Origin of the sequence: Anaerococcus sp. AGMB09787, assembly GCF_022808955.1 — a bacterium.
Classification (GTDB): domain Bacteria; phylum Bacillota; class Clostridia; order Tissierellales; family Peptoniphilaceae; genus Anaerococcus.
On sequence record NZ_JAKZEY010000016.1, the window covers coordinates 1 to 24,129 of the forward strand.

Sequence of the window (24,129 nt, forward strand, 5' to 3'; positions counted from 1 at the left end):
ATATATATAATTATATCATAGTTATAAAATAATCAAAAATTTTTTCTTAAGCTTTTATGATTCGTTAAATATTAAACACTAACGGATTGGTTATCCTATTTCTATCTCCTCAAATTAAATTTGAGAAGATAGATTTTCTTTTACAAAAGCTAAAGCCTCTTTATTTTTTTCAATTGTGTAATTTATTATCTCATCATTTTGAGCATTTGACATGAACATAGCTTCAAATTGTGCTGGTGGTAAGAGGATCTTTTCCTTTAACATATAAGAAAAATATTTTTCATAAGCTCCAGTATCTGCATTTTTTACATCATCATAGGATTCTATCTTATCAAATTTGCCAAAGAATAAACATATCATAGACTTAAACCTTGATACTTTTGCATCAATTCCTAGGCTTTTTATATTATCTGTAAATCCCTCTTCTAAAAGTTTGGCATTATTTTCTAATCTTTCATAAATATCAGGATTTTCTTTTAGTTCACTTAGGATATCTAGTCCCATCTTCATAGCAAGAGGGTTTCCTGAAAGAGTTCCTGCTTGGTATACATCTCCAAGAGGTGAAAGTCTTTCCATGATTTCTCTTTTACCTGCAAAGGCTCCAACCGGAAGTCCTCCCCCTATTATTTTGCCAAAGCAATAAAGATCTGGTTCAATTTTAAATATATCTTTTACAGATCCAAATTTACACCTAAATCCTGTTATTACTTCATCAAATATTAAAAGTATTCCTTCTTCTTCTGTAACTTTTCTTAAATCTTTAATGAAGCCTTCTCTTGGACTTACAACTCCCATATTTCCACAAACAGGTTCTATTATAACACAAGCTATCTCATCTTTATTATTTGAAATTACTTCCTTGACATTTTCTATATCATTGTATTTACATACTAAAGTATCTTTGGTAACATCTTTTGGAACTCCGCTTGATGTTTGTATGTTATAAGTTAGGGTTCCGCTTCCACTTTTTACAAGCAAAGCATCGCTATGACCATGATAGCAACCCTCAAATTTTATTATCTTATTTCTACCAGTAAATCCTCTGGCAAGTCTTATGGCAGACATAGTTGCCTCTGTACCAGAATTTACCATCCTTATCATATCAGTGCCTATGGCATCAGTTAAAAACTTGGCAATATCAACTTCTATTTTTGTAGGAAGTCCAAAGCTAAGTCCTTCTTCTAGATAAGTTTTTGCTTTTTCTATTAATTTTTCATTTGAGTGTCCTAGGATAAGTGGTCCCCAAGAATTTATATAATCTATATACTTATTGCCATCTTCGTCATATATATAAGGACCCTTTCCATATTTTGCAAAAATAGGATCTCTATGGACAGAATTAAAGGCCCTTACTGGAGAATTTACTCCACCTGGTATATATTTTTTTGCTTCATCAAATAAAGTCATTTCTTTCCTTCCTTAATTTCTCAGCCATTTCTTTAGCATGGTAGGTTATTATTAATTTTGCCCCTGCTCTTTTTATTGATATAAGTATCTCATAGATTATTTCTTCAGATACAAGCCCTGCTTTTATAGCATTTTTTACCATAGAATATTCTCCACTAACATTGTAGGCTACAATATTAGTATTAAAAGTATCCTTAGCCTGCTTTATTATATCAAGGTAAGATAAAGCTGGTTTTACTATTATAAAATCACTATCTTCATCTAAGTCTAGGGCAATTTCTCTCATAGCTTCTTTTCCATTATGGTAATCCATTTGATAAGACTTTCTATCTCCAAAAGATGGAGCAGAATCTGCAGCATCTCTAAAAGGTCCATAAAAATTTGAAGCATACTTTGCACTATAAGCCATTATTGGTATATTTTTAAATCCATTTTCATCAAGAGTTTTTCTTATTTTTTCTACTCTAAAATCCATCATATCAGATGGAGCAATTACATCAGCTCCAGCTTTAGCATGTGAAAGAGCTATTTTTGATAAATAATCTAAAGTTATATCATTCTCTACATCTCCATTTTCGTTTAAAATTCCACAATGTCCATGACTTGTGTATTCACACATACAAACATCGGTTATTACCAAAATGTTCTTACTTATGCTTTTTATCTTTCTTACAGCCTTTTGAATTATTCCATTTTCATCATAGGCAGATGATCCTAGCTCATCCTTGTAGGAAGGTATACCAAATAAGATTACTGATTTTATTCCCAAATCTTCTAATTCGTGAATCTCTTCACCAAGCCTATCTATAGAAAAGTGATATATACCAGGCATTGATGGTATCTCACTTTTTATATCTTCACCTTCTACTACAAATAAGGGATATATAAAATCACTTACCCTTAAAGTGGTTTCTTCTGTCATTTTTCTTAGGATCTTGTTTCCTCTAATTCTTCTCATTCTCATAATATTTCTCCACTTCTTCTAACAAATTCTCTGAGCTTGCAATCTTAGGTTGTATAATATCATTTAATCCATGATCTTTAAGAGTTTGACTAGTAATAGCTCCTATTGAAAATATTTTTACATCTTTTAATGCATCCTTGCCATATACTTCTATAAAATTATTTACTGAAGATGAAGACATGAATAAGGCCGCATCTAATTTTTCATCAAAGTTTACTTTTTCTTTTATTATTTCATTGTCATATATTTCAAGATCTCTTAATGTTGATTTTTCTCTTAGCCTATCTATTATATAAGGTCTGGTAAGGCTTGAATGCGGGAGATAAACCTTATCTTCTTTTTTTATTATAGAAAATAATTTTTCATATAATTTTTCTGCAACTCCTTCTTTTGAATAATAGTCAACCTTTAAATTAAAGCTTTCTATAACTCTTTTTGTCTTAAGTCCTATGGCAGCGATCTTTACCTTACCTATTTTTCTTATATCATGTTTTTTAAGTAGAGTTTCAAAAAATATTCTTACAGAATTAGTAGACGTAAAAATTAAATAATCATAGTCAAAATTATCTATATCATTTTCTAAAATGTCTAAGTTTTTATATTCTATAGAAAATGTAGGTGCGTTTATAACATTTGCGCCAAGTTCTGTAAGCCTTTGAGATAAATCAAAAGATTCCTTCAAAGACCTTGTTATTAAAACATTTTTATTAAAAAGCACCCTATTTTCAAAGTAATTTAAATCATCACTTAAGCCTACAGTTTTTCCTATAACTATTAAAGTTGGTGACGGAAAGTCTTCTTCTTTTATTTCAGTTAAAACAAATCTTACTTTGGATTTAAATACTTTTTGATTGTTATATCCTCCCTTTGAGATTATGGCTATATCAGCATCTCCATCCATTCCTCCAGCTAATAAATCATTTATAATTTTATCTAGATTTTTTAATCCCATATAAAAAACAAGAGTCCCATCATACTTTCCATATTTTTCAAAAGATTGGTCTTCGTCATTTTCCCTATGGCCTGTAATATAAGTAACAGATTGACTTATATTCCTGTGTGTTTGTGGAATACCTGCAGAATTTAGACATACTGTTGCTGCAGTTAATCCAGGATATACTTCAAAGTCCACTCCATTTTCTTTTAAAAATAATGCCTCTTCGCTTCCTCTTGCAAAAATATAAGGATCTCCTCCTTTTAGTCTTACAAGATTTTTACCTTCATTTGCCATTTTAACCATAAGTTTATTTATATCTTCTTGTGCCATAGTATGATGTGAAGCCTTTTTTCCAACATAATAAAGTTCTTTTTTCCCTTCGTATTCTCTTATTATGTCATGGTTTATCAATCTATCATATACTATTACATCAGCATTTTCTAGGGCTTTTTTTACCTTGACAGTTATATTATCCTTATCTCCTATACCAGCTCCTACTATTATTACCTTACTTTTCATATTTGCTCCTTAATTTATTAGCTAATTTTTTGGAAAGATAAATCCCATCTGATATTTCTCCACTTATTTGTTCAAACTTAAGGTATTTTTGGTCATCAGCCTTATAACAACCATAGAGATTTAACTTTCCTTCCTTTATTTGTGTATAAATTCCTATAGGAGAAGTACAAGTTGCCGACAATTCATTTTGGAAGCTTCTTTCTATTTCCATCCTATAATTTGTAAATTCATCGCAATTTCTATCAAAAACTTCCTTCAGATAACTATCTTCCTGCCTTATTTCTATACCTAAAATTCCTTGGCAAGGAGCAGGTATAAAAACCTTAGGATCTAAAATAAAATAATTTACATCCGTATAGAGTCTATCGATCCCAGCTCTTGCAAAAATAGACCCATCTATATCATTTTCTCTAACCTTTTTAAGCCTAGTATCAATATTTCCTCTTATAGTACATATTTCTACATTTTTTATATATTCATTAAGTAGATATTTCCTTCTTATAGATGATGTTGCTATTTTTTTATTATATAAATCTTTTATTTTATGGACTTTATCTTTTCCAACATAAACATCTTCCACACCATAAGCTTTAGGAGGCTTAGCAAGACATAATCCTTGAGGAAGCTTACTAGGCAAATCTTTCAAAGAATGAACAGCTAAGTCAATTTCATTCTCTAAAAGTTTCATTTCAATTTCCCTTGTAAACACGCCATTCCCACTTATTTTATCAATAGTTCTGTCAATAACTCTATCTCCCTTAGTGGATATTTTTATAATTTCAACCTCATAGCCTTCTTTTTCCAAAATTTCTTTGATACTTTCTGTTTGAATCAAGGCAAGTTTACTAGATCTTGTCCCTATTTTTACTTTCATATATTTTCTATATAACTCCTTAACTTTTCCTTATCCCAAAGATAAGCTTCTTTCATAATCTCACTTACTAGAGGAGATTTCTTATTTTTTAATTTATTTCTAAGCTTCATCAAAAGCTCTATCTGATCCATATCCTTATCTTCTATAAAATTTTCAAATTCTTCAGCTAAATATTTACTAAGACTAGGAGCCTTCCCATTGCTTGAAACGCTAAATACAATATCATTTTTTACCATAGTCTTATTTAAAATAAAATCTGATAACAAAGGATTACTTGTATCTAAAAATAAGATTTTTTTTTCTTTACAAATCTTTTTAAGACTTGTACTTATTTTGCTATCACCTATGGCAAGTATCAAAAAATCACAAGTAAAACAATCAAAATCTTTTGATATTTCTCTTTGTATGAGCCTAATTCTTCCAGGATTTTCTTCCTTAATCTTATAAATTTCATCTAAAAAATCCATAGAAACCATCTCTATAAAAAGTTCTGATTTTAAAAGAGTCCTTAATTTTATAAGAGCTGATTTTCCACCTCCTATTATAAGAACCTTCCTATTTTCACTATTTATAGAAATAGGAAAAAATTTAGCCATCATAGGCCTCTTCTAAAATTTTTATTACCAAGTCCTTATATTCTTTGCTAAGTGAAGAGTTTTTAATCTTTAAAATTTGGTTTCTAGATACCTTATTTAAGGCACTTTTTATAATTTTTTCTAACTTTATTTTTTGATGGACTGACACATCGATCTTTCTTTCTATATAAGAAAGAGTAAAATCAGAAACTTCTTTACACTTATCATTAACCAAAGTTAAAAGTTTACTTATATCAACATCATTTATCTCTTCATAAATTTCTTCTGCCCTAGTAGCTATTGTATCTTCATAAGAATTTAGTATTTCTCTTCTCTTGTTAATATTCTCGTCAGAAATTTTACTTAGCTTATCTATATTGTAAAGTTCTATATTTTCTATATCCTCAACACCCTTGTCGACATCTCTAGGTAAGGCTAGGTCAAGTATATATATTTTCTTATCTAAATTATCAAAGAAATCTTTTTTTATTATCACGTGTGGACTTTTGGTTGCACTTATTATAAGGTCAAAGTCCTTTATCTTATCTTCTATCTGATCAAATTTTACTATTTCTATATCAGGATATTTTTCCTTTAACTTGTAAGAATTTTCTATATTCCAGTTGCTTATAGAAATTTTCGCACCAAAGTCAATCAAATAATTTATAGAAAGCATTCCCATCTTTCCTATTCCTATGACAAGAGCTTTTTTATCTTTTATATGTAAATTCTTTTCTATATCTTTAAGTCCTATATAAGCTGTTGAAATAGGTGTAGAAGAAACATTACTTTCGCTTTTTATTTTTTTTACAAAGGATATAGCTTCCCTAAAAATATAATTTATGTGTTTTTTTGAAAAATTTAATGATTGGCTTAAATCTAGGGCGTCTTTTACTTGTCCTAATATCTGATCCTCACCAACTATCAAGCTTTCTCTACCAAGAGATAAATTTATCAAATGCTTAATAGCTTGAACATCAGAAAGAAAATACATCTTATCATTAAGTCCTTTATAATCAAAAAAATCCTCATAAAATCTTACCGCCATAGGCTTATCAAAATTGTCATCTGTAATTACATAAGTCTCAGACCTATTACAAGTAGATAAGATTAAAACTTCGCTAGCTAATCCTGATATCAAATTATCACTTGCTTGTATTATTTTTGATTCAGTAAAATGTAATTTTTCGCGTATATCTATAGGGCAAGCATTATGGTTTATCCCAAAAACTATAAATTTCATATCATCCTCCCTATCATTTTATTGATTCCTTTTCTAAGTAAAATTATACTACTTTAAAATTCTATTTAAAATTTAGCCCAGTAAGTGATTTTTTAATTAAATGTTCATTTGCAATTTATTTTTTTTTATTTTTATGATATCATATAATATATAGATTAATATTAGGAGGTTATGATGTCTAATTTTGATTACAAAATTGCAACTGAAGACAAAGATAAGCTTTTCATGTCTTTGTCTAAAGAATTTGATCTATACGGCCCTATAAGAGAAGTTAGGGCAGGAAGATATTGCGATACAGACGCAATTATGTATAGGAAATTAAAAAACTTAGATGATATTGAGTATAAAGAAAAATCTACATACTCCCCAAAAGAAATGCTAACACCATTTACAGAAACACTATTTTATTTTACAGAAGATAGCTATACCGAAACTAGTGAAAGATACAAAAAACCTGTCTTGGTTTTCGTAAGAGCGTGTGATATAAATGCTATAAAATATCTTGATGATATGTATCTAAAAAACGGTAATGCAGAAGATGTATTTTATAAAAGACGTAAAAAAATGGTTCATTACGCTCTAATGGAATGTCCTAATTCTTTAGATCAACATTGTTTCTGTGTAAGTACAAATTCAAACAAAACCGATGACTTCACTCTTGCAGTAAGATTTAATGATGATAATAGCTTAAACCTTAAATTAAATGATGAATCTTTACAAGGACTTTTCGATGGATTTACTAATGAAGACTTTGATCTTAAATTCCCAGAAGAAAATGACTTTACTGTAGAATTTCCTGAAATAAAAGATAATCATGAAGCAAACTTAATTGCAAATGATTCAATGTGGGATGAATACCAAGCAAGATGTATAGGATGTGGATCTTGTACTACATCATGTTCAACTTGTACCTGCTTTACTACTAGAGATATAGTTTATTCACAAAACACAAATGTTGGTGAAAGAAGAAGAACTAACGCTTCTTGTATGACTAAAGATTTCGACCTAGTAGCTGGTGGTGGAAAGTTTAGAACAACTATTAAAGATAGATATCGTTACAAAATACTACATAAAATCTATGCCCATAACAGTAGGTTTGGCGATGGTGCTATGTGTGTTGGATGTGGTCGCTGCTCAAGTCACTGCCCACAACTTATAAGCTATCCTGAAACAATAAATAAAGTTTCAAAAGTACTTAATACTATAAGAGAAAACAAGGAGAATTAAATATGACAGATAAGATAAAAGAAGATATTTCATTAGAAAATAATCCAGTACGTCCTTTTCCTTGCAAGATATTAGATATAAAAAAACACACTGACATAGAATGGACTTTTAGAATAGAATTTGATAAACAAGTAAGACCTGGGCAATTCTTAGAACTTTCACTTCCAAAAGTTGGAGAGGCTCCAATATCTGTAAGTGGATTTGGTGAAGGTTTTATTGAATTAACTATAAGAAACGTCGGTGAAGTTACAAGCGGACTTTTTGAAAAAGAAGTTGGAGATAGTATCTTTGCAAGAGGACCTTATGGTAATGGATGGCCAATAGAAGAACTAAAAGGCAAAAATGTTGTAATAGTTGCTGGTGGAACTGGGGTATCTCCTGTAAGAGGACTTATAGAATACATAAGATTAAATAGTGAAGACTTTGAGAGCTTACACCTAATAGCAGGATTTAAAAACCATGAAGCAGTTTTATTTAAAGATGATCTTAAAGTATGGGAAGAAAGTGATAAATTCACTACAACTTATTCTCTAGATACAGAAGAATACGAGGGCTTTAAGAAAGGAATGGTTACAGAATTTATCAAAGATGTACCATTTAAAGACTTTAACGATAACTACGCTTGCTTGATGGTAGGCCCTCCTATAATGATAAGATTTACTGCCCTAGCTTTCAAAAAAGAAGGCGTAGAAGATGATAAAATCTGGACAAGCTTTGAAAGAAAAATGTCTTGTGGAGTAGGTAAATGTGGACATTGTAGGATCAATGATACCTATATTTGCTTAGATGGCCCAGTATTTAACTATACAGAAGCAAAGGAATTATTAGATTAAGGAGATAACATGACAAAAGATGTAAATGTAGGAGAATTAAGACAAACCTGTTTTAGACAATCCAAAGTTCCTGGAGAATTCATGCTTCAAATGAGAGTACCTGGAGGAGTTGTTGATGCAAAATGGCTTGAGCTAGTTAAGTACATTTGCCAAACCTGGGGAAATGGTGATTTCCATATAGGTATGAGACAAACTTTCGATATTCCAGGAATAAAATATGAAGATGTTCCTAAGGTTAAAGAATATATAAGACCTTATATAGATGAAATAGAAAACAAGGTATGTAATGTTGGAATGGATGTTACTGACGACGGATATCCTTTCATAGGACCTCGTAACATAACAGCTTGTATAGGTGGGGTTCACTGTATAAAAGCTGCACAAAACACACAAAGACTTGCTCACAAGCTAGAAAGAATAATTTATCCAAGTCCATACCATATAAAAATAGCAATCTCAGGCTGCCCTAACGACTGCGGCAAGGCTCACTTTACAGACTTCGGTTTTATCGGAGTTACAAAACCACAATATGAGATAGATCGTTGTATCGGATGTGAAGCTTGTGTTGATAAATGTAAGAACGTAGCTACTAGAGTACTTTCAATGAATGACAGCCACAAGGTTGACAAGGATGCTTGTTGCTGTGTTGGTTGTGGTGAATGTGTAGCAGCATGCCCTGCTAGTGCATGGACAAGAGATGAAAAGAAACTCTGGACTGTAATGATCGGTGGTAGAACTGGTAAGCAATATCCAAGAATGGGAACTATGTTTGCTAAATTCATGTCAGAAGATGCAGTAATCCAAATGATGAAAAATTGGCAAGAATTCTCAAGATATGTCCTAGATGGTAAACCTGTTTACCTACATGGTGGCCACTTAATGGATAGAGTAGGCTTCCCTACCTTTAAGAAAATGATGCTTAAAGATGTAGACTTAAACCCAGAATGTATAATAGCAGATAGAGTTAACTGGACAGAAAAAGAATATAGAAGCAATATCAACGTAATGCCACTAGAAGATCACAAGGCTTTAAAATAAGGAGATTATATGTCAACAGAAATTTTTGAACCAAAAGATTTATTAGAATCACTAGTTAGACTTGAACAAAATGGTCATGGCTTTTATATTGAAGCTAGTAAGAGATTTGATGATTTAGAAATAAAAGAATTTTTTAAATTCTTAGCTGACCAAGAGCTTCATCACGAAAAACTCTACAAAGAGCTTGCAGAAAAATCTGAAATATCAACTTCTAACCTATCAAGACAAGAATATGACCAAGAATACGAATCATACCTCCAATCTTTGGTAGCTGCCAGCTTCGACTTTGATTTTGATTTTGATGATGCAGATGTAAAAGATGTATACAACTTCGCTATAGGTCTTGAAAAAGATACTATAATATTTATAGGTGAATTAAGAAGAATCCTACCTGATTTCGAAAGAGAAATCTTTGACAAAGTAGAAGTAGAAGAAAGAAAACACATCAAATTGATCAATGATTGGTATAAAAGATTTATCAACAATTAAAATTTGATTTAATAATAATTACTCAAAAAATATCTAATTTCTCAAAATCAGCAAAATCCTTAAGATTTTGCTGATTTTTTACTGTCCACTTAAGTGATGAGTAGAATAGAATTATGACGTGTACCCATAAAACTGGACACAATATTTAATTAATTAGTTGTGGTGGATGCCAACATATATCTTGTAGGTGGCATCCATTTTGTTTTCTTCTGAATTCTTTCGTTATTTTAATAATAGATGTATTTTTCTATTGCTTTAGAAAATTTTTCAAAAGAGTTATAGCTCTTTTCGTAAACATAATAAACTTCATTCTTTAATCTTCCAAAATATGTTTCCATAATTGAATTATCATAACAATTACCTTTTCTTTACATTGATTGGATAATACCATGTTTCTTAAGCTCACTTATATAATATTTATTTTGGTATTGCCAACCTTGATCTGAATGTAATATTAAGTTATTTAGTTTTGGAATTTTTTTAAATGCTTTCATTAGCATATTAGGTATTTGCTCTAAATTAGGACTTAAGGATAAGTCATAAGAGATTATTTCATTTGTATACATATCAAGTATTGGTGAAATGTAGCATTTAGCTCATGAAAAGTTAAATTGAGATACTTCAGTACTCCATTTTTGTAATGGCTTATCAGTTTTAAAATTTCTGTCTATTATATTATCAACAGTCTTTCCTATTTTTCCTTTGTATGAATGATATTTTTCTCTAGGTCTTTTACCAAATAGTTTTAATTCATGCGTTATTCTCTGAACTTTTTTATGATTTATTGTATATACTTGATTCAATAATTCTCTATATATTCTTCTTACACCATATCTTCCTTTGTGATTGTTAAATATCTCAGATATTTTATTTTATATATTTTTATTTCTAATCTTAACAGCATCAACTTTATTAATTTCATAGTAGTATGTTGATTTTTGCAAATCGATAGCTACTAAAAGATATTTTAGTCTGTAGCCTTTTTCTTTGAGTTTTTTGACAATCGCTGGTTTTTCTCCTTGAGTTGCGCAGCGTAATTCTTTTCTCTCAAGGCGATTTCTTTTTTTATTATTTCGTTTTCAGCCTTTATATATTCATTTTCTGCTCTAAGTCTTATTAATTCTTCTCTTTCAGATTCATTAAGTTTTTTTGCTTTATGGATATTTATTTTTTCATGGTTGTATTCTTAGATTTACGACCTTTCTTTTTTTTTTACAAGAGCATTATATCCATAAATTTTGTAATTGTTAACCCAGTTTTGAATATTAGCTTCACTGATTCCTAATTCAATAGAAACTTGATAAGTAGATTTTCCTTTAACAACTTCTAATACACTATTATATTTATCCTCTACTGAAAAACTATTGTTATGAGATTTATGCTTTAATACTTCAATTCCATGTGTTTCTACTAAATTATTCCATCTTCTTATGTAATTACGGAAGTAATATTTGCTGATACCTCTAGGTGTATCAGCTTATTTAGCTTGTTTGTATAATTCTATACAGTTCTTTTTAAATTCATAGCTATATTTCATAAAAATACCCTCCTTACTGCTTTGTCCAGTAAAGAGGGTACATATCATTAATCAGGATTTAGGTTGATACACAAAATTATTTATAGACCCTTAAAAGGTGTTTTAAAAGCAGGTATCTCTACCTGATATGATTATATTACAATGTTTAAAATTTTACCTGGGACATAGATAGTTTTCTTAGCTTCCTTGCCCTCTACGTAGGTCTTGATGTTATTGTCTGCGTAGGCAAGTTTGAGTGCATCTTCTTTGGATGAGTCCTTGCTCATGGTTACTGTTGCTCTAACCTTGCCGTTTATTTGGACTGGCATTTCGAAGGTATCAAAACTTAATTTGTTCTCATCGTATTCTGGCCAGCTTGCTTGGTTTAGTTCTCCCTCAAAGCCCATCATTTCCCATAATTCTTCTGTCAAGTGAGGTGCTACTGGGTTTAGTAGGATAATGTAGGTTTCAAATTCTTTTTTGTTTATCTCTCCCCTGCTTCTAATCTCGTTTAAGAGGGTCATGAGTTGGGCTATGGCTGTATTGAACTTGAGGTTTTCGTAGTCTTCGCTAACTTTTTTTATGGTTTGGTTTATTAAGATTTCAAGGTCTTTTGAGTAGGTATCTCCATCTTTTATTATGTCTTTTAGGTTGAAGACTCTCTCTAGGTATTTCCTACAACCCCTTACTCCCTCATCTGACCAAGTAGCCATTGAACCGAAATCTCCCATAAACATTTCATAGCATCTTAGGGTATCTGCCCCATAGTCTCTGATTATATCATCAGGATTAATTACATTACCACGAGACTTAGACATTTTTTGGTGGTCTGAGCCTAAGATCATTCCATGGCTAGTCCTCTTCATGTATGGCTCTTTTGTCTTAACAAGGCCTATATCATAGAGGAACTTGTGCCAGAACCTTGAGTATAACAAGTGGAGAGTAGTATGTTCCATTCCTCCGTTATACCAATCAACTGGGCCATAGTAGTCTAGGGCTTCGTCGCTTGCTAATTCATTTTCGTTGTTGGCATCCATATATCTTAGGTAGTACCATGATGATCCAGCCCATTGTGGCATGGTGTCTGTTTCACGTTTAGCAGGACCTCCACAGATTGGACAAGTTGTATTTACAAAGTCATCTATTTCTGAAAGTGGACTTTCACCAGTAGATGTTACTTCATAGGAGTCTACATCTGGTAGGAGAACTGGCAAATCTTCTTCATTTACAGGCTGCCAGCCGTGTTCTTCACAATAAACCATAGGGATTGGTTCACCCCAATATCTTTGACGAGAGAAGACCCAGTCTCTTAATTTAAAGTTGGTCTTGGCTTCTCCTAGGTTATTTTCTTTGATATATTCTATAGCTTTTTCCTTAGCTTCGGTTGCACTTAGTCCATTTAAGAAGTCGGAATTAATTACCCTTCCCTTGTTTATATCTGTTTGTGGAAGTTCATCTTCTCCATCGTAGACCTTAATGATAGGCATTTCAAATTTTTGGGCAAATTCAAAGTCCCTAGTATCATGAGCAGGTACTGCCATTATTGCTCCAGTACCGTAGGTCATTAGGACATAATCAGATACCCATATAGGAATTTCCTTGTTATTAAGTGGATTTATGGCGCTTAGTCCATCTAGCATAACTCCAGTTTTATCCTTGTTTAGCTCTGATCTTTCAAAATCGGATTTTTTGGCAGCTTGGTCCTTATAGGCTGCTACTTCATCGAAATTTTTGATCTCTTCCTTGTATTTGTCAAGGATTGGATGTTCTGGACTTACTACCATATATGTAACCCCGAATATAGTATCAGGTCTTGTGGTATACACTGTTAATTTGTCTTCCTTGTCCTTGATTTTGAAGTTTACATTGGCCCCATATGACCTACCAATCCAGTTAATTTGGCTTGATTTGATTCTTCCTTCAAAATCAACTTCTGCCAGGTCATCGATTAGCCTATCAGCATATTCGGTGATTTTTAGCATCCATTGGTTTTTCATCTTGTGAACTACTTCAGTTCCACATCTTTCACACTTACCATCAATAACTTCTTCATTAGCAAGGGTTACCTTACAATTAGGACACCAGTTAACTGACATTTCCTTCTTATAGGCAAGGCCATGTTTGAACATTTGTATGAAGATCCATTGGGTCCATTTGTAATAGTCAGGATCAGTTGTATTAATCTCCCTATCCCAATCAAAGGAGAAACCTATAGACTTCATTTGTTTTTTGAAGTTTGCAATATTATCTTTGGTTACTTTTGCAGGGTGGATTTTGTTCTTGATAGCAAAGTTTTCTGTAGGAAGACCAAAGGCATCCCAACCCATAGTAAACATTACATTTTCCCCTTGCAGACGTCTTTTCCTAGCTACAACGTCAAGGGCAGTATATGGACGTGGGTGGCCAACATGGAGGCCTTGTCCAGATGGATAAGGAAATTCTACTAGCGGGTAAAATTTCTTCTTTTCCTTATCTATTGTTGATTTGAATGTTTTCTCTTCGTCCCACTTTTTTTGCCATTTTTTCTCTATAGCATTTGGGTTATACTCAACCATTTTTCCTCCTAATTTTTATCTGTAAAGGCATTTACATATCTTGGATATGCAATGACGTCTCTTATATTTTTGATTCCGGTAACATACATCAAGGCTCTCTCAAACCCTAGGCCAAAACCTGAGTGAACAACTGTACCGAACCTTCTTAGGTCAAGATAGTTTCCATAATCATCTACATTAAGTCCGTTTTCTTCCATTGACTTAACTAGCTCATCATATCTTTCTTCCCTTTGAGATCCACCTATTAGCTCTCCTACTCCAGGAACTAGCATATCAAAGGCAGCTACAGTCTTGCCATCATCATTTCTCTTCATATAGAAGGCCTTGATCTCTTTTGGATAGTCAGTTACAAATACTGGGCCACCTACAATTTTTTCTGATAGGTATCTCTCATGCTCAGTTTGGAGGTCTATGCCCCACTTAACTGGATATTCAAATTTTTCATCAGCTTCTTCTAGGAGCTCTACTGCCTTAGTATAGGTAATCCTTGCAAAGTCAGCATTTCTAATCTTGTTTAACCTATCAATTAGGCCCTCATCTATTCTCTCATTGAAGAATGCCGTTTCTTCTTTGGCATTTTCTAATACATAATCGATAGCGTATTTTATCATGTTTTCTGCCACATCCATAGCCCTATTGTAGTCTGTGAAGGCCATTTCAGGCTCTAGCATCCAGAATTCTGCAGCGTGTCTTGGAGTGTTGGATACTTCTGCCCTAAAAGTTGGACCAAAAGTATAGACATCTCCCAAAGCAAGCGCCAAGTCTTCTGCTTCTAGCTGACCTGATACTGTAAGATGGGCACTTTTACCAAAGAAGTCCTTGGAATAATCTATACTTCCATCTTCTTTTGTAGGATATTCTTCTGGGCTTAAGGTTGTTACATTGAACATCTCACCTGCACCTTCAGCATCGGATGCTGTAATTATTGGTGGGTGAACATAAGTAAAGCCGTTTTCTTGGAAAAACTTGTGGAGGGCATAGGCAAGGAGTGATCTTACCTTAAAGACTGCCCTATAGGTATTAGTTCTAGCCCTAAGGTGAGGAATAGTCCTCATATATTCTAGGGGTTGTCTTTTCTTTTGGATAGGGAATTTGTCTGAAGATTCTCCCAAAACACTTATCCTTGTAGCTTGAACCTCATAAGGGTTCCTTTCATTTCCTGTTAGGACAAATTTTCCCTCAACCTCTAATGATGCTGATAGGTTTTGACTATCTAGTTCATCATAATTTTCTATATCCTTAGAAACAACAATTTGTAAGTTCTTGAAGGTTGATCCATCATTTAATTCAATAAATCCTACGTTTTTACCAAACCTTGAATTTCTAATCCATCCTTGTAGGATAACCTCGCTATCTTTATACTTTTCTAAATCATTAATTAATTCTCTAATCTTCATTATTCCCTCTCTTAATTTTATTAAGTCTATCTATCATATCCTTTTCAAACCCTATGTTCTTACTCTCATAAAAGCTTATGTCCCTAAAGGCATCTGGTAAATAATCAGCTCTAACATAGCCACCAAAATTGTGGGGATACAGGTATGTATCCTTAACAAAGGTATCAGATCCCTTATAATGGGTATCCTTTAATTTATTAGGCACCCCCTCATCAGAATTCTCCCTCACGAATTTGAGTGCCTTATCTATAGCCAGGTAGGTCGAATTTGACTTAGGAGCTGCTGCCAAATAGACTACAGTCTGTGCCAAAATAATCCTAGCCTCGGGCATGCCCACTGTATCAATGGCATGAAAGCAAGCTACTGCCAAGATTAAGGCTTTAGGATCTGCATTAGAAATATCTTCTGACGCAAGAATTATTAGCCTTCTTGCTATAAACTTTATATCCTCTCCCCCCTCTAGCATCCTTGCCAGATAATAAAGGGAAGCGTCAATATCTGAGCCTCTAATTGATTTTATGAAGGCGCTCACTAGGTCATAGTGACTATCGCCTTTTTTATCGTAGATGAAAATCTTCTTTTGGATAGAATTTTCTATAGTAGACTTATCTATTACTATTTTACTATTTTTCTCTTCTTCTGAAAATATAGCAATCTCCAAGCCATTTAATAGGGCCCTGCTATCGCCATTTGAGTAGTTTATCAAAATCTCTCGGGCCTCATCCCTTAGGTCTATATTCTTCGTCTTAAGTAATTCATCCTTTGTCAAAGCCCTATCTATTAACTTTGATAGGTCCTCATGGGTCAAGGCCTTTAGCTCAAAAATATACATCCTAGAAAGAAGGGCCTTGTTAATTTCAAAATATGGATTTTCGGTAGATGCTCCAATTAAAATTATGGTGCTATCCTCCACAAAGGGTAGGAGGTAATCTTGTTGGCTCTTATTAAACCTATGGATTTCATCGACAAACAAGATAGTCTTTCTATTTTCGTAGGCTAAATTATCCTTGGCTATCTGAACCTTCTTCTTTAGGTCTGTTATACCAGAGGTTACCGCAGATATTTCTTCAAAGGCCTTATTAGTAGCTTCTGATATAATCTTCGCTAAACTAGTCTTTCCTACTCCTGGTGGCCCATAGAGGATCATAGAATAAATCCTATCAGCCCTTATCATCCTTCGGAGGATCTTCCCATCTCCTAAGAGATGGTCTTGACCCAGATAGTCATCAAGCTTCTTAGGTCTTAATCTATCTGCAAGGGGAGCTGACTTCTCAAGCTCCCTTTGCCTATTTAATTCAAATAAATCCATATTCACCCCTTATAAAAAAAAAGGGTGTTGCAAACTATGAATAAACATCGTCACATCGTTAGAAGGTTCTCTATGAAAATATGTCGGACTAGCCCGCCGGCTCTGGGAGGTTTAGCCCGCCGGCTCTGAGAGGCCAAATTGACGTAGAGGTTCTTCTAACGATTATGGGACGATTTATTCATTCTGCAACATCCCCATCTTCATCATTTCTTAAACTTTTTATTTCTTCATAGAATGAATCAACATCCTTAAATTCTCTATACACTGAGGCAAATCTAACATAGGCTACTGGGTCAAGTTTCTTAAGCTCATTCATAACAAGCTCTCCTATATACCTTGAAGATACTTCATTCTTGCCTAGATGGTTAATCTTCATTTCGACATTTCTGGCTACATTTTCAATCTCAGCCATACTTACTGGTCGCTTTTGGCAACTTTTTACTATCCCACCTATAAGTTTGCTCTGATCATAGGCCTCTCGGGTTAGGTCTTTTTTGACAACCATGATTGTGGCATCTTCGTACCTTTCGTAGGTTGAAAATCTCCTATCACAATGTCCGCATTGTCTCCTTCTCCTTATAGCCCTGTCATCTTCAGTTGATCTCGAGTCGATTACCCTAGTATCTAATGAATTACAATAGGGACATCTCATATTACTTTAAAAAGTCAGGTAGGTCTATATCGTCAAAGAAGCTTGATGAGCTATTATTTGAAGAAGAAGTAGATCTTGTTGCTCTTGATGGAGCATTTAAATCATCCCTTGAGTTATTTGGTGCACTTTTTCTTCTTGCATTTGGACTATCAAAACCTGTTGCAATAACAGTTATCTTGATATCTTCACCTAAGGATTCATCAGATCCTACACCAAAGATGATATTAGCATCAGAGTCGATATTTTCTCTAATCAATTCTGCAGCTTCATTAGCTTCCATTAGACCAACTTCTGCTGCTGTTACGTTAAGTAATACTGCATTAGCTCCTTCTATGCTTGTTTCTAGAAGAGGTGAGTTAATAGCAGCCTTAGCAGCATCTACCGCCCTATTTTCACCATTAGCCCTACCAATACCCATGTGAGCTATACCTTGATCACTCATAATAGACTCAACGTCTGCAAAGTCAAGGTTAATTACATTAGGTACTGCTATAAGCTCTGATATACCACTTACAGCATCCATAAGAACTTGATCAGCCATCTTGAAAGCATCTACCATAGATGTTCTTTTTTCAACGATTTGAAGAAGTTTATCGTTAGGAATAGTGATTAAGGTATCTACACTTTCCTTTAGTTTTTCTATTCCACCTTCAGCTTGGATAGATCTTTTTCTACCTTCAAAGGTAAATGGTTTTGTAACAACACCAACAGTAAGAATGCCCATTTCTTTTGCAACTTTTGCAACTACTGGAGCAGCTCCTGTACCTGTTCCACCGCCCATTCCTGCTGTGATAAAGACCATATCTGCACCCTTAAGTTGTTCAGATATTTCTGACTTGCTTTCTTCTGCTGACTTCTCACCTACTTCAGGATTTCCGCCGGCACCAAGACCTCTAGTGAGTTTTTCTCCTATTTCAAGTCTAACATCTGCATTTGAAGCTTGTAGTGTTTGTAGGTCTGTGTTAAGAGCTATAAATTCAACTCCTGAAAGTCCATTGTCTCTCATTCGGCTTATTGCGTTGTTTCCGCCTCCGCCGACTCCTATAACTTTGATTTTAGCTAGAGCATTGTTATCAGTTTCCATGTTAATGTTTGCCATATTTCCCCCATTACCTAAAAAATTTTATATTAAGAACCTTGGTTTATTTCAACTACTGGATTTTTTGGATCTACTAGAGAGATTCTTACATCCTCGAGGTCCTTATTTTCTACGTCTTTTAAAATTGATTCGAGCAAGACAATCTTGTAAGAAGACTGATCTAAGGATCCGAAATCAACCTCTATATCTTTTACTATTATACCGATATGGGCTGTGTTTTCAAAATTTAATTGGCCTATATCAGATACATAAGCAGCTTTAGATATTTCTGTCAAAAAACCGTTAATCTCTTCATCATTTGTTACTTGATCCTTAAGGTCACTATTATAATTATCTAGTCTAAGATTGATTAAATTGATAGTGTCTTGATCTTTTTTTGGACCTATAATACTAGCCTTGTTAGAAACCAAGATTTGATTTTCGCTATTTTCTAATAGAAAGACTGGGTATATCTCCTCTATCTCAATGTTTAAGATATTGGGAAAGACTTTTTTTACTTGAGCTTTATCGATCATTGGATTTTCTTCTAACTTTTTTTCAGCTTCTTTTGACCTATAAGTTAGGATATTTTTTCCTATTGAAGAACCCATTTTTGCAATTATTTCTGCATCGTCTATTTTTTCATTGCCAGAGACATATATCTGGCTAACCTGCAAGTAGGGATGCCTATAAATATTAAAAAATAGTATTCCAAGCGACATTAGAGCCAAGAATATGACAAAGCCCCTTGTAAAAACTTTACGGCTCCTATCCTTAACCTTACCATCCTTAAGGATCTTCCTATCTTTATTTGATTGTATTCTTTTTTTTGCTTCTCTATCCTTATTCATAGTGAACTAGCTCTTTTATAATATCCATTATCTTATCTCCAGCATCTTCCTTGGATAAACTATGAGCTTTCTCTCCCATCTCTTTCATTTTATCAGGATCGCTTACTATTTCTTTTATCTTTTGATCAAGGATGTCTCCTGATAGGTCTTTTTCTAATATCATACTAGAAGCTCCCTTATTTACATAGGTTCTAGCGTTGTACTCTTGGTGGTTTTCTGTTGTATAATTTTTTGGAATCAGAATCGAAGGCCTTGCAACTGCTGATATTTCTGATAGGCTCATGGCTCCAGATGATGCTATTACCAAGTCACTAACCCCATAAAATAAGTCGATATTGTCAATATAAGGAAAAATCTTAAGGTATTGGTTTGGGCTAATATCTTCTAAGAATTGATCATAATTTTTCCTACCTGTTTGGTGGAGGAGGTAGTATGAGCCATCTAGAGACTTTGATAATTCTACCACTGCCTTATTCATCCAATAGGATCCATTGCTTCCTCCAAAGGAAAATACTATAGGCCTATCTTTCTTTATGCCAAGTTTATCTAAATCATCTTCAGTATAGGATAGGTCAAAGCTAGTCCTAACTGGATTTCCTGTAACTATTATATTGTCTTTGCTTTTGAAGTGTTTTTTAGCAGCTTCGTAGGATATAAGGACTTTATTTACCTTGTTTGATAAAAATTTGGAAGCCATGCCAGGATAGGAATTTGATTCGTGGACAAGGCTTGGTATGCCTACCCTTGATGCCTGATAAAGGATAGGAGCGCATACATAGCCGCCAGTTCCTATTACAATATCAGGCTTGATTTTTTTTATAATTCCCTTAGCCATCCTAAAGCCCTTGTAGTTTTCTAAGAGGGATATAAAAAGTTTCTTGGAAATCTTACGAGGTATCCCCATACCGGATAAGGCTAAGAATTCGTAGCCATACTTCTGAGCAATTTTTTCCTCAGGTCCTCCCTTTATTCCTACATAATATATCTCCGAATTATCAAATTCTTCTTCAATTTTTTGCCCTATGGCGATGGCAGGATAGATATGGCCACCTGTACCACCACCAGATAAAATTACTCTCATCAATCTTTGTACTCCCTCACTATATTTTTAAAATCATTACCTCTTTGTTCGAAATTATCATACATCCCCCAGGATGCGCTGGCTGGGGATAGTAATAAAACATCTCCTTGGTCAGAATTTCTAAAGGCTATATCAACTCCATCTCGCATATCATCTGCTAATTGGTAGGTAACTCCATATTTTTCACAGAGGGCCTTAATTTTTTCCTTAGTTTGACCTAGGATTATCATAAGTCCACCCTTTTTCTTAAAGGCTTTAATGTAGTCAGTATAGTCTATATTTTTGTCATAGCCACCAGCTATAATTATTATAGGGTCATTAAAACTCTCTATAGCTTTGACAGAGCTATCGACATTGGTACCCTTGGAGTCATTGTAAATCTTTAAGCCTCTTATGGTATCAACGTACTCAAGCCTATGCTCAATCGACCTAAAGGTCTTGATGTGTCTTTCTATATCTGATAGGTCCAATCCAAAAAGATAGGTAGATAGGATGGCAGCCATTATATTTTCGTAATTATGCTCACCTATTACCAAAAGGTTATCCAAATCGCAGACCTTAACTAGGTCCTTATCCCTTAGGTAAATTGCCCTATCTTTTATAAAGGCACCCCTGGCTACTTCCCTTTTGGAAGAAAACTCGTAGAGCCTTGCCTTAAAGTTAGCCTTGTTGGCTTGTAAAATATCATCTTCTGCGTTTATTATTAGAAAATCACTCTCATCTTGGTTTTGACCTATTTTAAACTTACTTTGATAATAGTCCTCAAAGGATCCATGCCAGTCTATATGATCTTCTGTGATATTTAGGATATTTCCTATGCGGGGCCTATAGTACCTGGTATCGTGGAGTTGGAAGCTTGATAGTTCACAAACGAAAACGGCATCGGGGTTCTTATACATAGGCCACAAGATTCCCTCTCCGATATTTCCTACAGGAATTGCTCTCACTCCTTCTTCATTTAAGATATGACTAACCATGGATGTTGTAGATGTTTTTCCATTGGTCCCTGTTATTGAAATAATCTTCCTGTCTGGAAATAGCCTATATGATAATTCTATATCAGAAATTATTTCATATTTTTCACTTAAGAGTGACAAGACCTCATCGCTTGGCTTTATTCCTGGAGATTTGACAACAAAGTCAAAGTCAAAATCTTTTTTTAAATCAGAAATAGAGCTATAGGTATAGCTCTCTAATTCCTCGACTTTTTCTATATTTTTATCGTAAGTATATACATCATAGCCCAAGTCATCTAGGGTCTTGACTGCAGATATACCTGTTCTACCTAATCCATAAACTAATACTTTTTTCATAATATTGCTGCCAATGTTACCATACACAAGATAGTAGATACAGCACTAAAGGCTGCTACAATCTTTGTTTCCTTGTGGCCCTTCAATTCAAAATGGTGGTGGATAGGAGTCATAAGGAAGACTCTCTTTTTATTCCTATGCCTATAGGAAGTTACTTGGATTATAACTGATAGGGTTTCTAATACATAGATTCCTCCAAATATTACCAAATAAAATTGTAAATTCATTAGGATGGATAAAACCACTATAGCACCACCTATGGCCATAGATCCTGTATCTCCCATAAAGACTGATGCTGGATTTGAGTTAAATATCAAAAATCCTATAAGACTTCCTAGCATTATTAGGGAGAAAATTTCCTTTTCTGAATTAATGCCGATAATTGCTAAAGTAATAAATACTGGCAAGGACACACTAGTAAGTAGTCCATCAAGTCCATCTGTAAGGTTAGTCGCATTGGTAGTACCCACTATAACAAAAACCATAAGAGGAAAACCAAGTATACCAATATTTAGGCTCTTATTTACAAATGGAATAAGAATGCTAGTAACACTTTGTCTATCATAAACAAAACAAAGGATAGTAACAATTACAGCAAGACCAAATTGCAAAATGATCTTGCCCTTTGGTGATAGGCCCTCGCTTTGCTTTAGAACTAATTTTCTAAAATCATCAATAAAACCAATCGCCCCAAATCCCAATGTTCCTATCAAAATTGTCGCTGTTTGAAGGTTAAAGGGTAGAAAAATAAGAGTCATTATAAAAGTTGTGAGGATAAAAATTACTCCACCCATGGTAGGAGTTCCTGCCTTTTCTAAGTGACTCTTGGGACCGACAGATCTTATGTTTTGTCCAATTTTCTTTTTTCTTAGTATAGGGATAATTAGCAAAGAAAGACCTATACTTATAATAATGCTTAATAAAACAATAAAAAACTTATTCATACCTAATTCCTATCTACATTTAATTTGACAGTATTTTCATCATCCCTATAGACCATACCTAGCTCTTCTAAGGCATATCTTTGAATCCTTGGAAGGTCAATGGCATTTTCTACTTTTTTGTTTAAATTATCTTTTTGAAGTTCATAGGCCATGACATCTGCCTGTAAACTATTATACTCATCTATTTTTCGATTCAAGGACATCCTCTCCATCATAAATAAAGTAAAGACAAAGCCTAGGGCAAGAAAAGTTATTATGGAAGCTATGATTCTAAAACGTCTATCCTTTTTCTTTAGCTCTATAATTCGCCTTTTCTTCCTTAAATCTCTATTATCACGGACTGTAAGACGAGCCCTCTTCTGTATTTGGGTATTTTCTTTTCTTAAAACTTTTCTTTCTTCCATGGCTATATCCTTTGGCAGACCCTAAGTTTAGCAGGTTTGGAACGAGAGTTTGCCTTTAACTCTTCCTTACTTGCCACTATAGGCTTTTTATTAACAAGCTTTACACTTGCATGGTGGTTGCAGACGCACACTGGAAAATTTGGTGGACAAATGCAATCTGTCGCTAATTCCTTAAATTTATTCTTTACAATCCTATCTTCTAGACTATGGAAGGTAATGATTGCAAGCCTACCTCCCTTATTTAGATGGTCAACTACCTTGTCTATTGTATTTGTAAGTACCTCTAGTTCCCTATTAACTTCGATTCTTAAGGCTTGGAATACTCTTTTTTCGGGATGGGCATCTTCTGACTTAAAGGACTTTCTTACAAGCTCGGCAAGCTCTCCTGTACTTATAATGTCCCTCTCAGCTCTCTCTTTTACGATGTTTCTAGCTATCTGCCTTGAGAATTTCTCCTCTCCATAGTCAAAGAAAATACGAACCAGGTCCTCCTCAGAGTATTCCTTTATGATTTTTGCTGCTGTTAACTCATTTTCTTGGTTCATTCTCATATCCAAAGGTCCATCGTGCATATAGGAAAATCCCCTGTCTGCATTGTCTATTTGGTATGAGCTTACACCAATATCCATCAAAGCCCCATCTATATAATCTATATCTAAATCTTCAAGGATTTGTTCAAAATTTTCAAAATTTGAATTTACAAAAGTTACATTGTCAAAGTCAGCGAGATTGGCCTTGGCAGCCTTTATTGCTTCCTTATCTTGGTCAACTACAATAAGACGACCATCATCACTTAGCTCTTGCAAAATCATTTTGGAATGACCGCCCTTGCCGGCTGTTAAGTCTAGGTAAATTCCATCAGGTCTTATATTTAATTTTTTTATAGTCTCCCTTGCGAGTACTGGTATATGTTCAAATTCCAT

General features: G+C 33.7%; 22 protein-coding genes. 4 read left to right on the top strand and 18 right to left on the bottom strand.

Annotation, left to right across the window (positions count from 1 at the left end; genetic code table 11):
* Positions 1-114: 114 nt before the first annotated feature.
* From hemL to hemA, 6 genes are read right to left on the bottom strand one after another with little or no spacing between them, the layout of a single operon-like run.
* Positions 115-1,407 (bottom strand): glutamate-1-semialdehyde 2,1-aminomutase, encoded by a 1,293-nt coding sequence (gene hemL, locus MUN42_RS04900; RefSeq protein WP_243343333.1) that lies wholly within the window; start codon positions 1,405-1,407, stop codon positions 115-117.
* Entirely contained in the window at positions 1,394-2,371 is a 978-nt protein-coding gene (gene hemB, locus MUN42_RS04905; RefSeq protein WP_243343334.1) for a porphobilinogen synthase, read from the bottom strand. The genes hemL and hemB overlap by 14 nt, the downstream gene beginning before the upstream one ends.
* Complete coding sequence (cobA, locus tag MUN42_RS04910; RefSeq protein ID WP_243343335.1) at positions 2,352-3,827, bottom strand: uroporphyrinogen-III C-methyltransferase; 1,476 nt, start codon at positions 3,825-3,827, stop codon at positions 2,352-2,354. The genes hemB and cobA overlap by 20 nt, the downstream gene beginning before the upstream one ends.
* Positions 3,817-4,701: a hydroxymethylbilane synthase gene (hemC, locus tag MUN42_RS04915; RefSeq protein ID WP_243343336.1), complete on the bottom strand. Its 885-nt coding sequence runs from the start codon at positions 4,699-4,701 to the stop codon at positions 3,817-3,819. Before hemC ends, cobA begins: the two co-directional genes overlap by 11 nt.
* On the bottom strand, positions 4,698-5,297 hold the full coding sequence (locus MUN42_RS04920) for an NAD(P)-dependent oxidoreductase (protein ID WP_243343337.1): 600 nt from the start codon (positions 5,295-5,297) through the stop codon (positions 4,698-4,700). The genes hemC and MUN42_RS04920 overlap by 4 nt, the downstream gene beginning before the upstream one ends.
* The gene (gene hemA / locus MUN42_RS04925; protein ID WP_243343338.1) at positions 5,290-6,519 is read right to left on the bottom strand and encodes a glutamyl-tRNA reductase; all 1,230 of its coding nucleotides are present in this window, start codon (positions 6,517-6,519) and stop codon (positions 5,290-5,292) included. The genes MUN42_RS04920 and hemA overlap by 8 nt, the downstream gene beginning before the upstream one ends.
* 174 nt (positions 6,520-6,693) lie before the next feature.
* Here hemA and asrA point away from each other — a divergent pair, with 174 nt between their 5' ends.
* From asrA to MUN42_RS04945, 4 genes are read left to right on the top strand one after another with little or no spacing between them, the layout of a single operon-like run.
* Positions 6,694-7,746, top strand: a complete 1,053-nt coding sequence (gene asrA, locus MUN42_RS04930; protein WP_243343339.1) for an anaerobic sulfite reductase subunit AsrA — start codon at positions 6,694-6,696, stop codon at positions 7,744-7,746.
* 2 nt (positions 7,747-7,748) lie between these two features.
* Positions 7,749-8,579, top strand: a complete 831-nt coding sequence (gene asrB, locus MUN42_RS04935; RefSeq protein WP_243343340.1) for an anaerobic sulfite reductase subunit AsrB — start codon at positions 7,749-7,751, stop codon at positions 8,577-8,579.
* Positions 8,580-8,588: 9 nt separating this feature from the next.
* Entirely contained in the window at positions 8,589-9,617 is a 1,029-nt protein-coding gene (asrC, locus tag MUN42_RS04940; protein WP_243343341.1) for a sulfite reductase subunit C, read from the top strand.
* Between the two features lie 9 nt (positions 9,618-9,626).
* Complete coding sequence (locus MUN42_RS04945) at positions 9,627-10,106, top strand: ferritin family protein (RefSeq protein ID WP_243343343.1); 480 nt, start codon at positions 9,627-9,629, stop codon at positions 10,104-10,106.
* A gap of 596 nt (positions 10,107-10,702) precedes the next feature.
* On the opposite strand, the gene MUN42_RS04950 is transcribed toward MUN42_RS04945, so the two are convergent.
* From MUN42_RS04950 to rsmH, 12 genes are all read right to left on the bottom strand, one after another.
* On the bottom strand, positions 10,703-10,972 hold the full coding sequence (locus MUN42_RS04950; RefSeq protein ID WP_347708757.1) for an IS3 family transposase: 270 nt from the start codon (positions 10,970-10,972) through the stop codon (positions 10,703-10,705).
* An 802-nt stretch (positions 10,973-11,774) separates the two neighbouring features.
* On the bottom strand, positions 11,775-14,177 hold the full coding sequence (gene leuS / locus MUN42_RS04955) for a leucine--tRNA ligase (RefSeq protein ID WP_243343345.1): 2,403 nt from the start codon (positions 14,175-14,177) through the stop codon (positions 11,775-11,777).
* 8 nt (positions 14,178-14,185) lie between these two features.
* The gene (gene asnS / locus MUN42_RS04960; RefSeq protein ID WP_243343347.1) at positions 14,186-15,574 is read right to left on the bottom strand and encodes an asparagine--tRNA ligase; all 1,389 of its coding nucleotides are present in this window, start codon (positions 15,572-15,574) and stop codon (positions 14,186-14,188) included.
* Positions 15,564-16,883 (bottom strand): replication-associated recombination protein A, encoded by a 1,320-nt coding sequence (locus tag MUN42_RS04965; protein ID WP_243343349.1) that lies wholly within the window; start codon positions 16,881-16,883, stop codon positions 15,564-15,566. Before MUN42_RS04965 ends, asnS begins: the two co-directional genes overlap by 11 nt.
* 178 nt (positions 16,884-17,061) lie before the next feature.
* Positions 17,062-17,535, bottom strand: a complete 474-nt coding sequence (nrdR, locus tag MUN42_RS04970) for a transcriptional regulator NrdR (protein WP_243343352.1) — start codon at positions 17,533-17,535, stop codon at positions 17,062-17,064.
* A 1-nt stretch (position 17,536) separates the two neighbouring features.
* Complete coding sequence (gene ftsZ / locus MUN42_RS04975; protein ID WP_243343354.1) at positions 17,537-18,634, bottom strand: cell division protein FtsZ; 1,098 nt, start codon at positions 18,632-18,634, stop codon at positions 17,537-17,539.
* 29 nt (positions 18,635-18,663) lie between these two features.
* Positions 18,664-19,464 (bottom strand): FtsQ-type POTRA domain-containing protein, encoded by an 801-nt coding sequence (locus MUN42_RS04980; protein WP_243343356.1) that lies wholly within the window; start codon positions 19,462-19,464, stop codon positions 18,664-18,666.
* Positions 19,457-20,545, bottom strand: coding sequence for an undecaprenyldiphospho-muramoylpentapeptide beta-N-acetylglucosaminyltransferase (gene murG / locus MUN42_RS04985; RefSeq protein ID WP_243343358.1), 1,089 nt, complete (start codon positions 20,543-20,545; stop codon positions 19,457-19,459). Before murG ends, MUN42_RS04980 begins: the two co-directional genes overlap by 8 nt.
* A complete protein-coding gene (murD, locus tag MUN42_RS04990; protein ID WP_243343359.1) occupies positions 20,545-21,858 on the bottom strand; it encodes a UDP-N-acetylmuramoyl-L-alanine--D-glutamate ligase in 1,314 nt (437 codons plus the stop codon). The genes murG and murD overlap by 1 nt, the downstream gene beginning before the upstream one ends.
* Entirely contained in the window at positions 21,855-22,802 is a 948-nt protein-coding gene (gene mraY, locus MUN42_RS04995) for a phospho-N-acetylmuramoyl-pentapeptide-transferase (RefSeq protein WP_243343360.1), read from the bottom strand. The genes murD and mraY overlap by 4 nt, the downstream gene beginning before the upstream one ends.
* Positions 22,803-22,804: 2 nt before the next feature.
* Positions 22,805-23,206 (bottom strand): hypothetical protein, encoded by a 402-nt coding sequence (locus MUN42_RS05000; protein ID WP_243343361.1) that lies wholly within the window; start codon positions 23,204-23,206, stop codon positions 22,805-22,807.
* A gap of 2 nt (positions 23,207-23,208) precedes the next feature.
* On the bottom strand, positions 23,209-24,129 hold the full coding sequence (gene rsmH, locus MUN42_RS05005; protein ID WP_243343362.1) for a 16S rRNA (cytosine(1402)-N(4))-methyltransferase RsmH: 921 nt from the start codon (positions 24,127-24,129) through the stop codon (positions 23,209-23,211).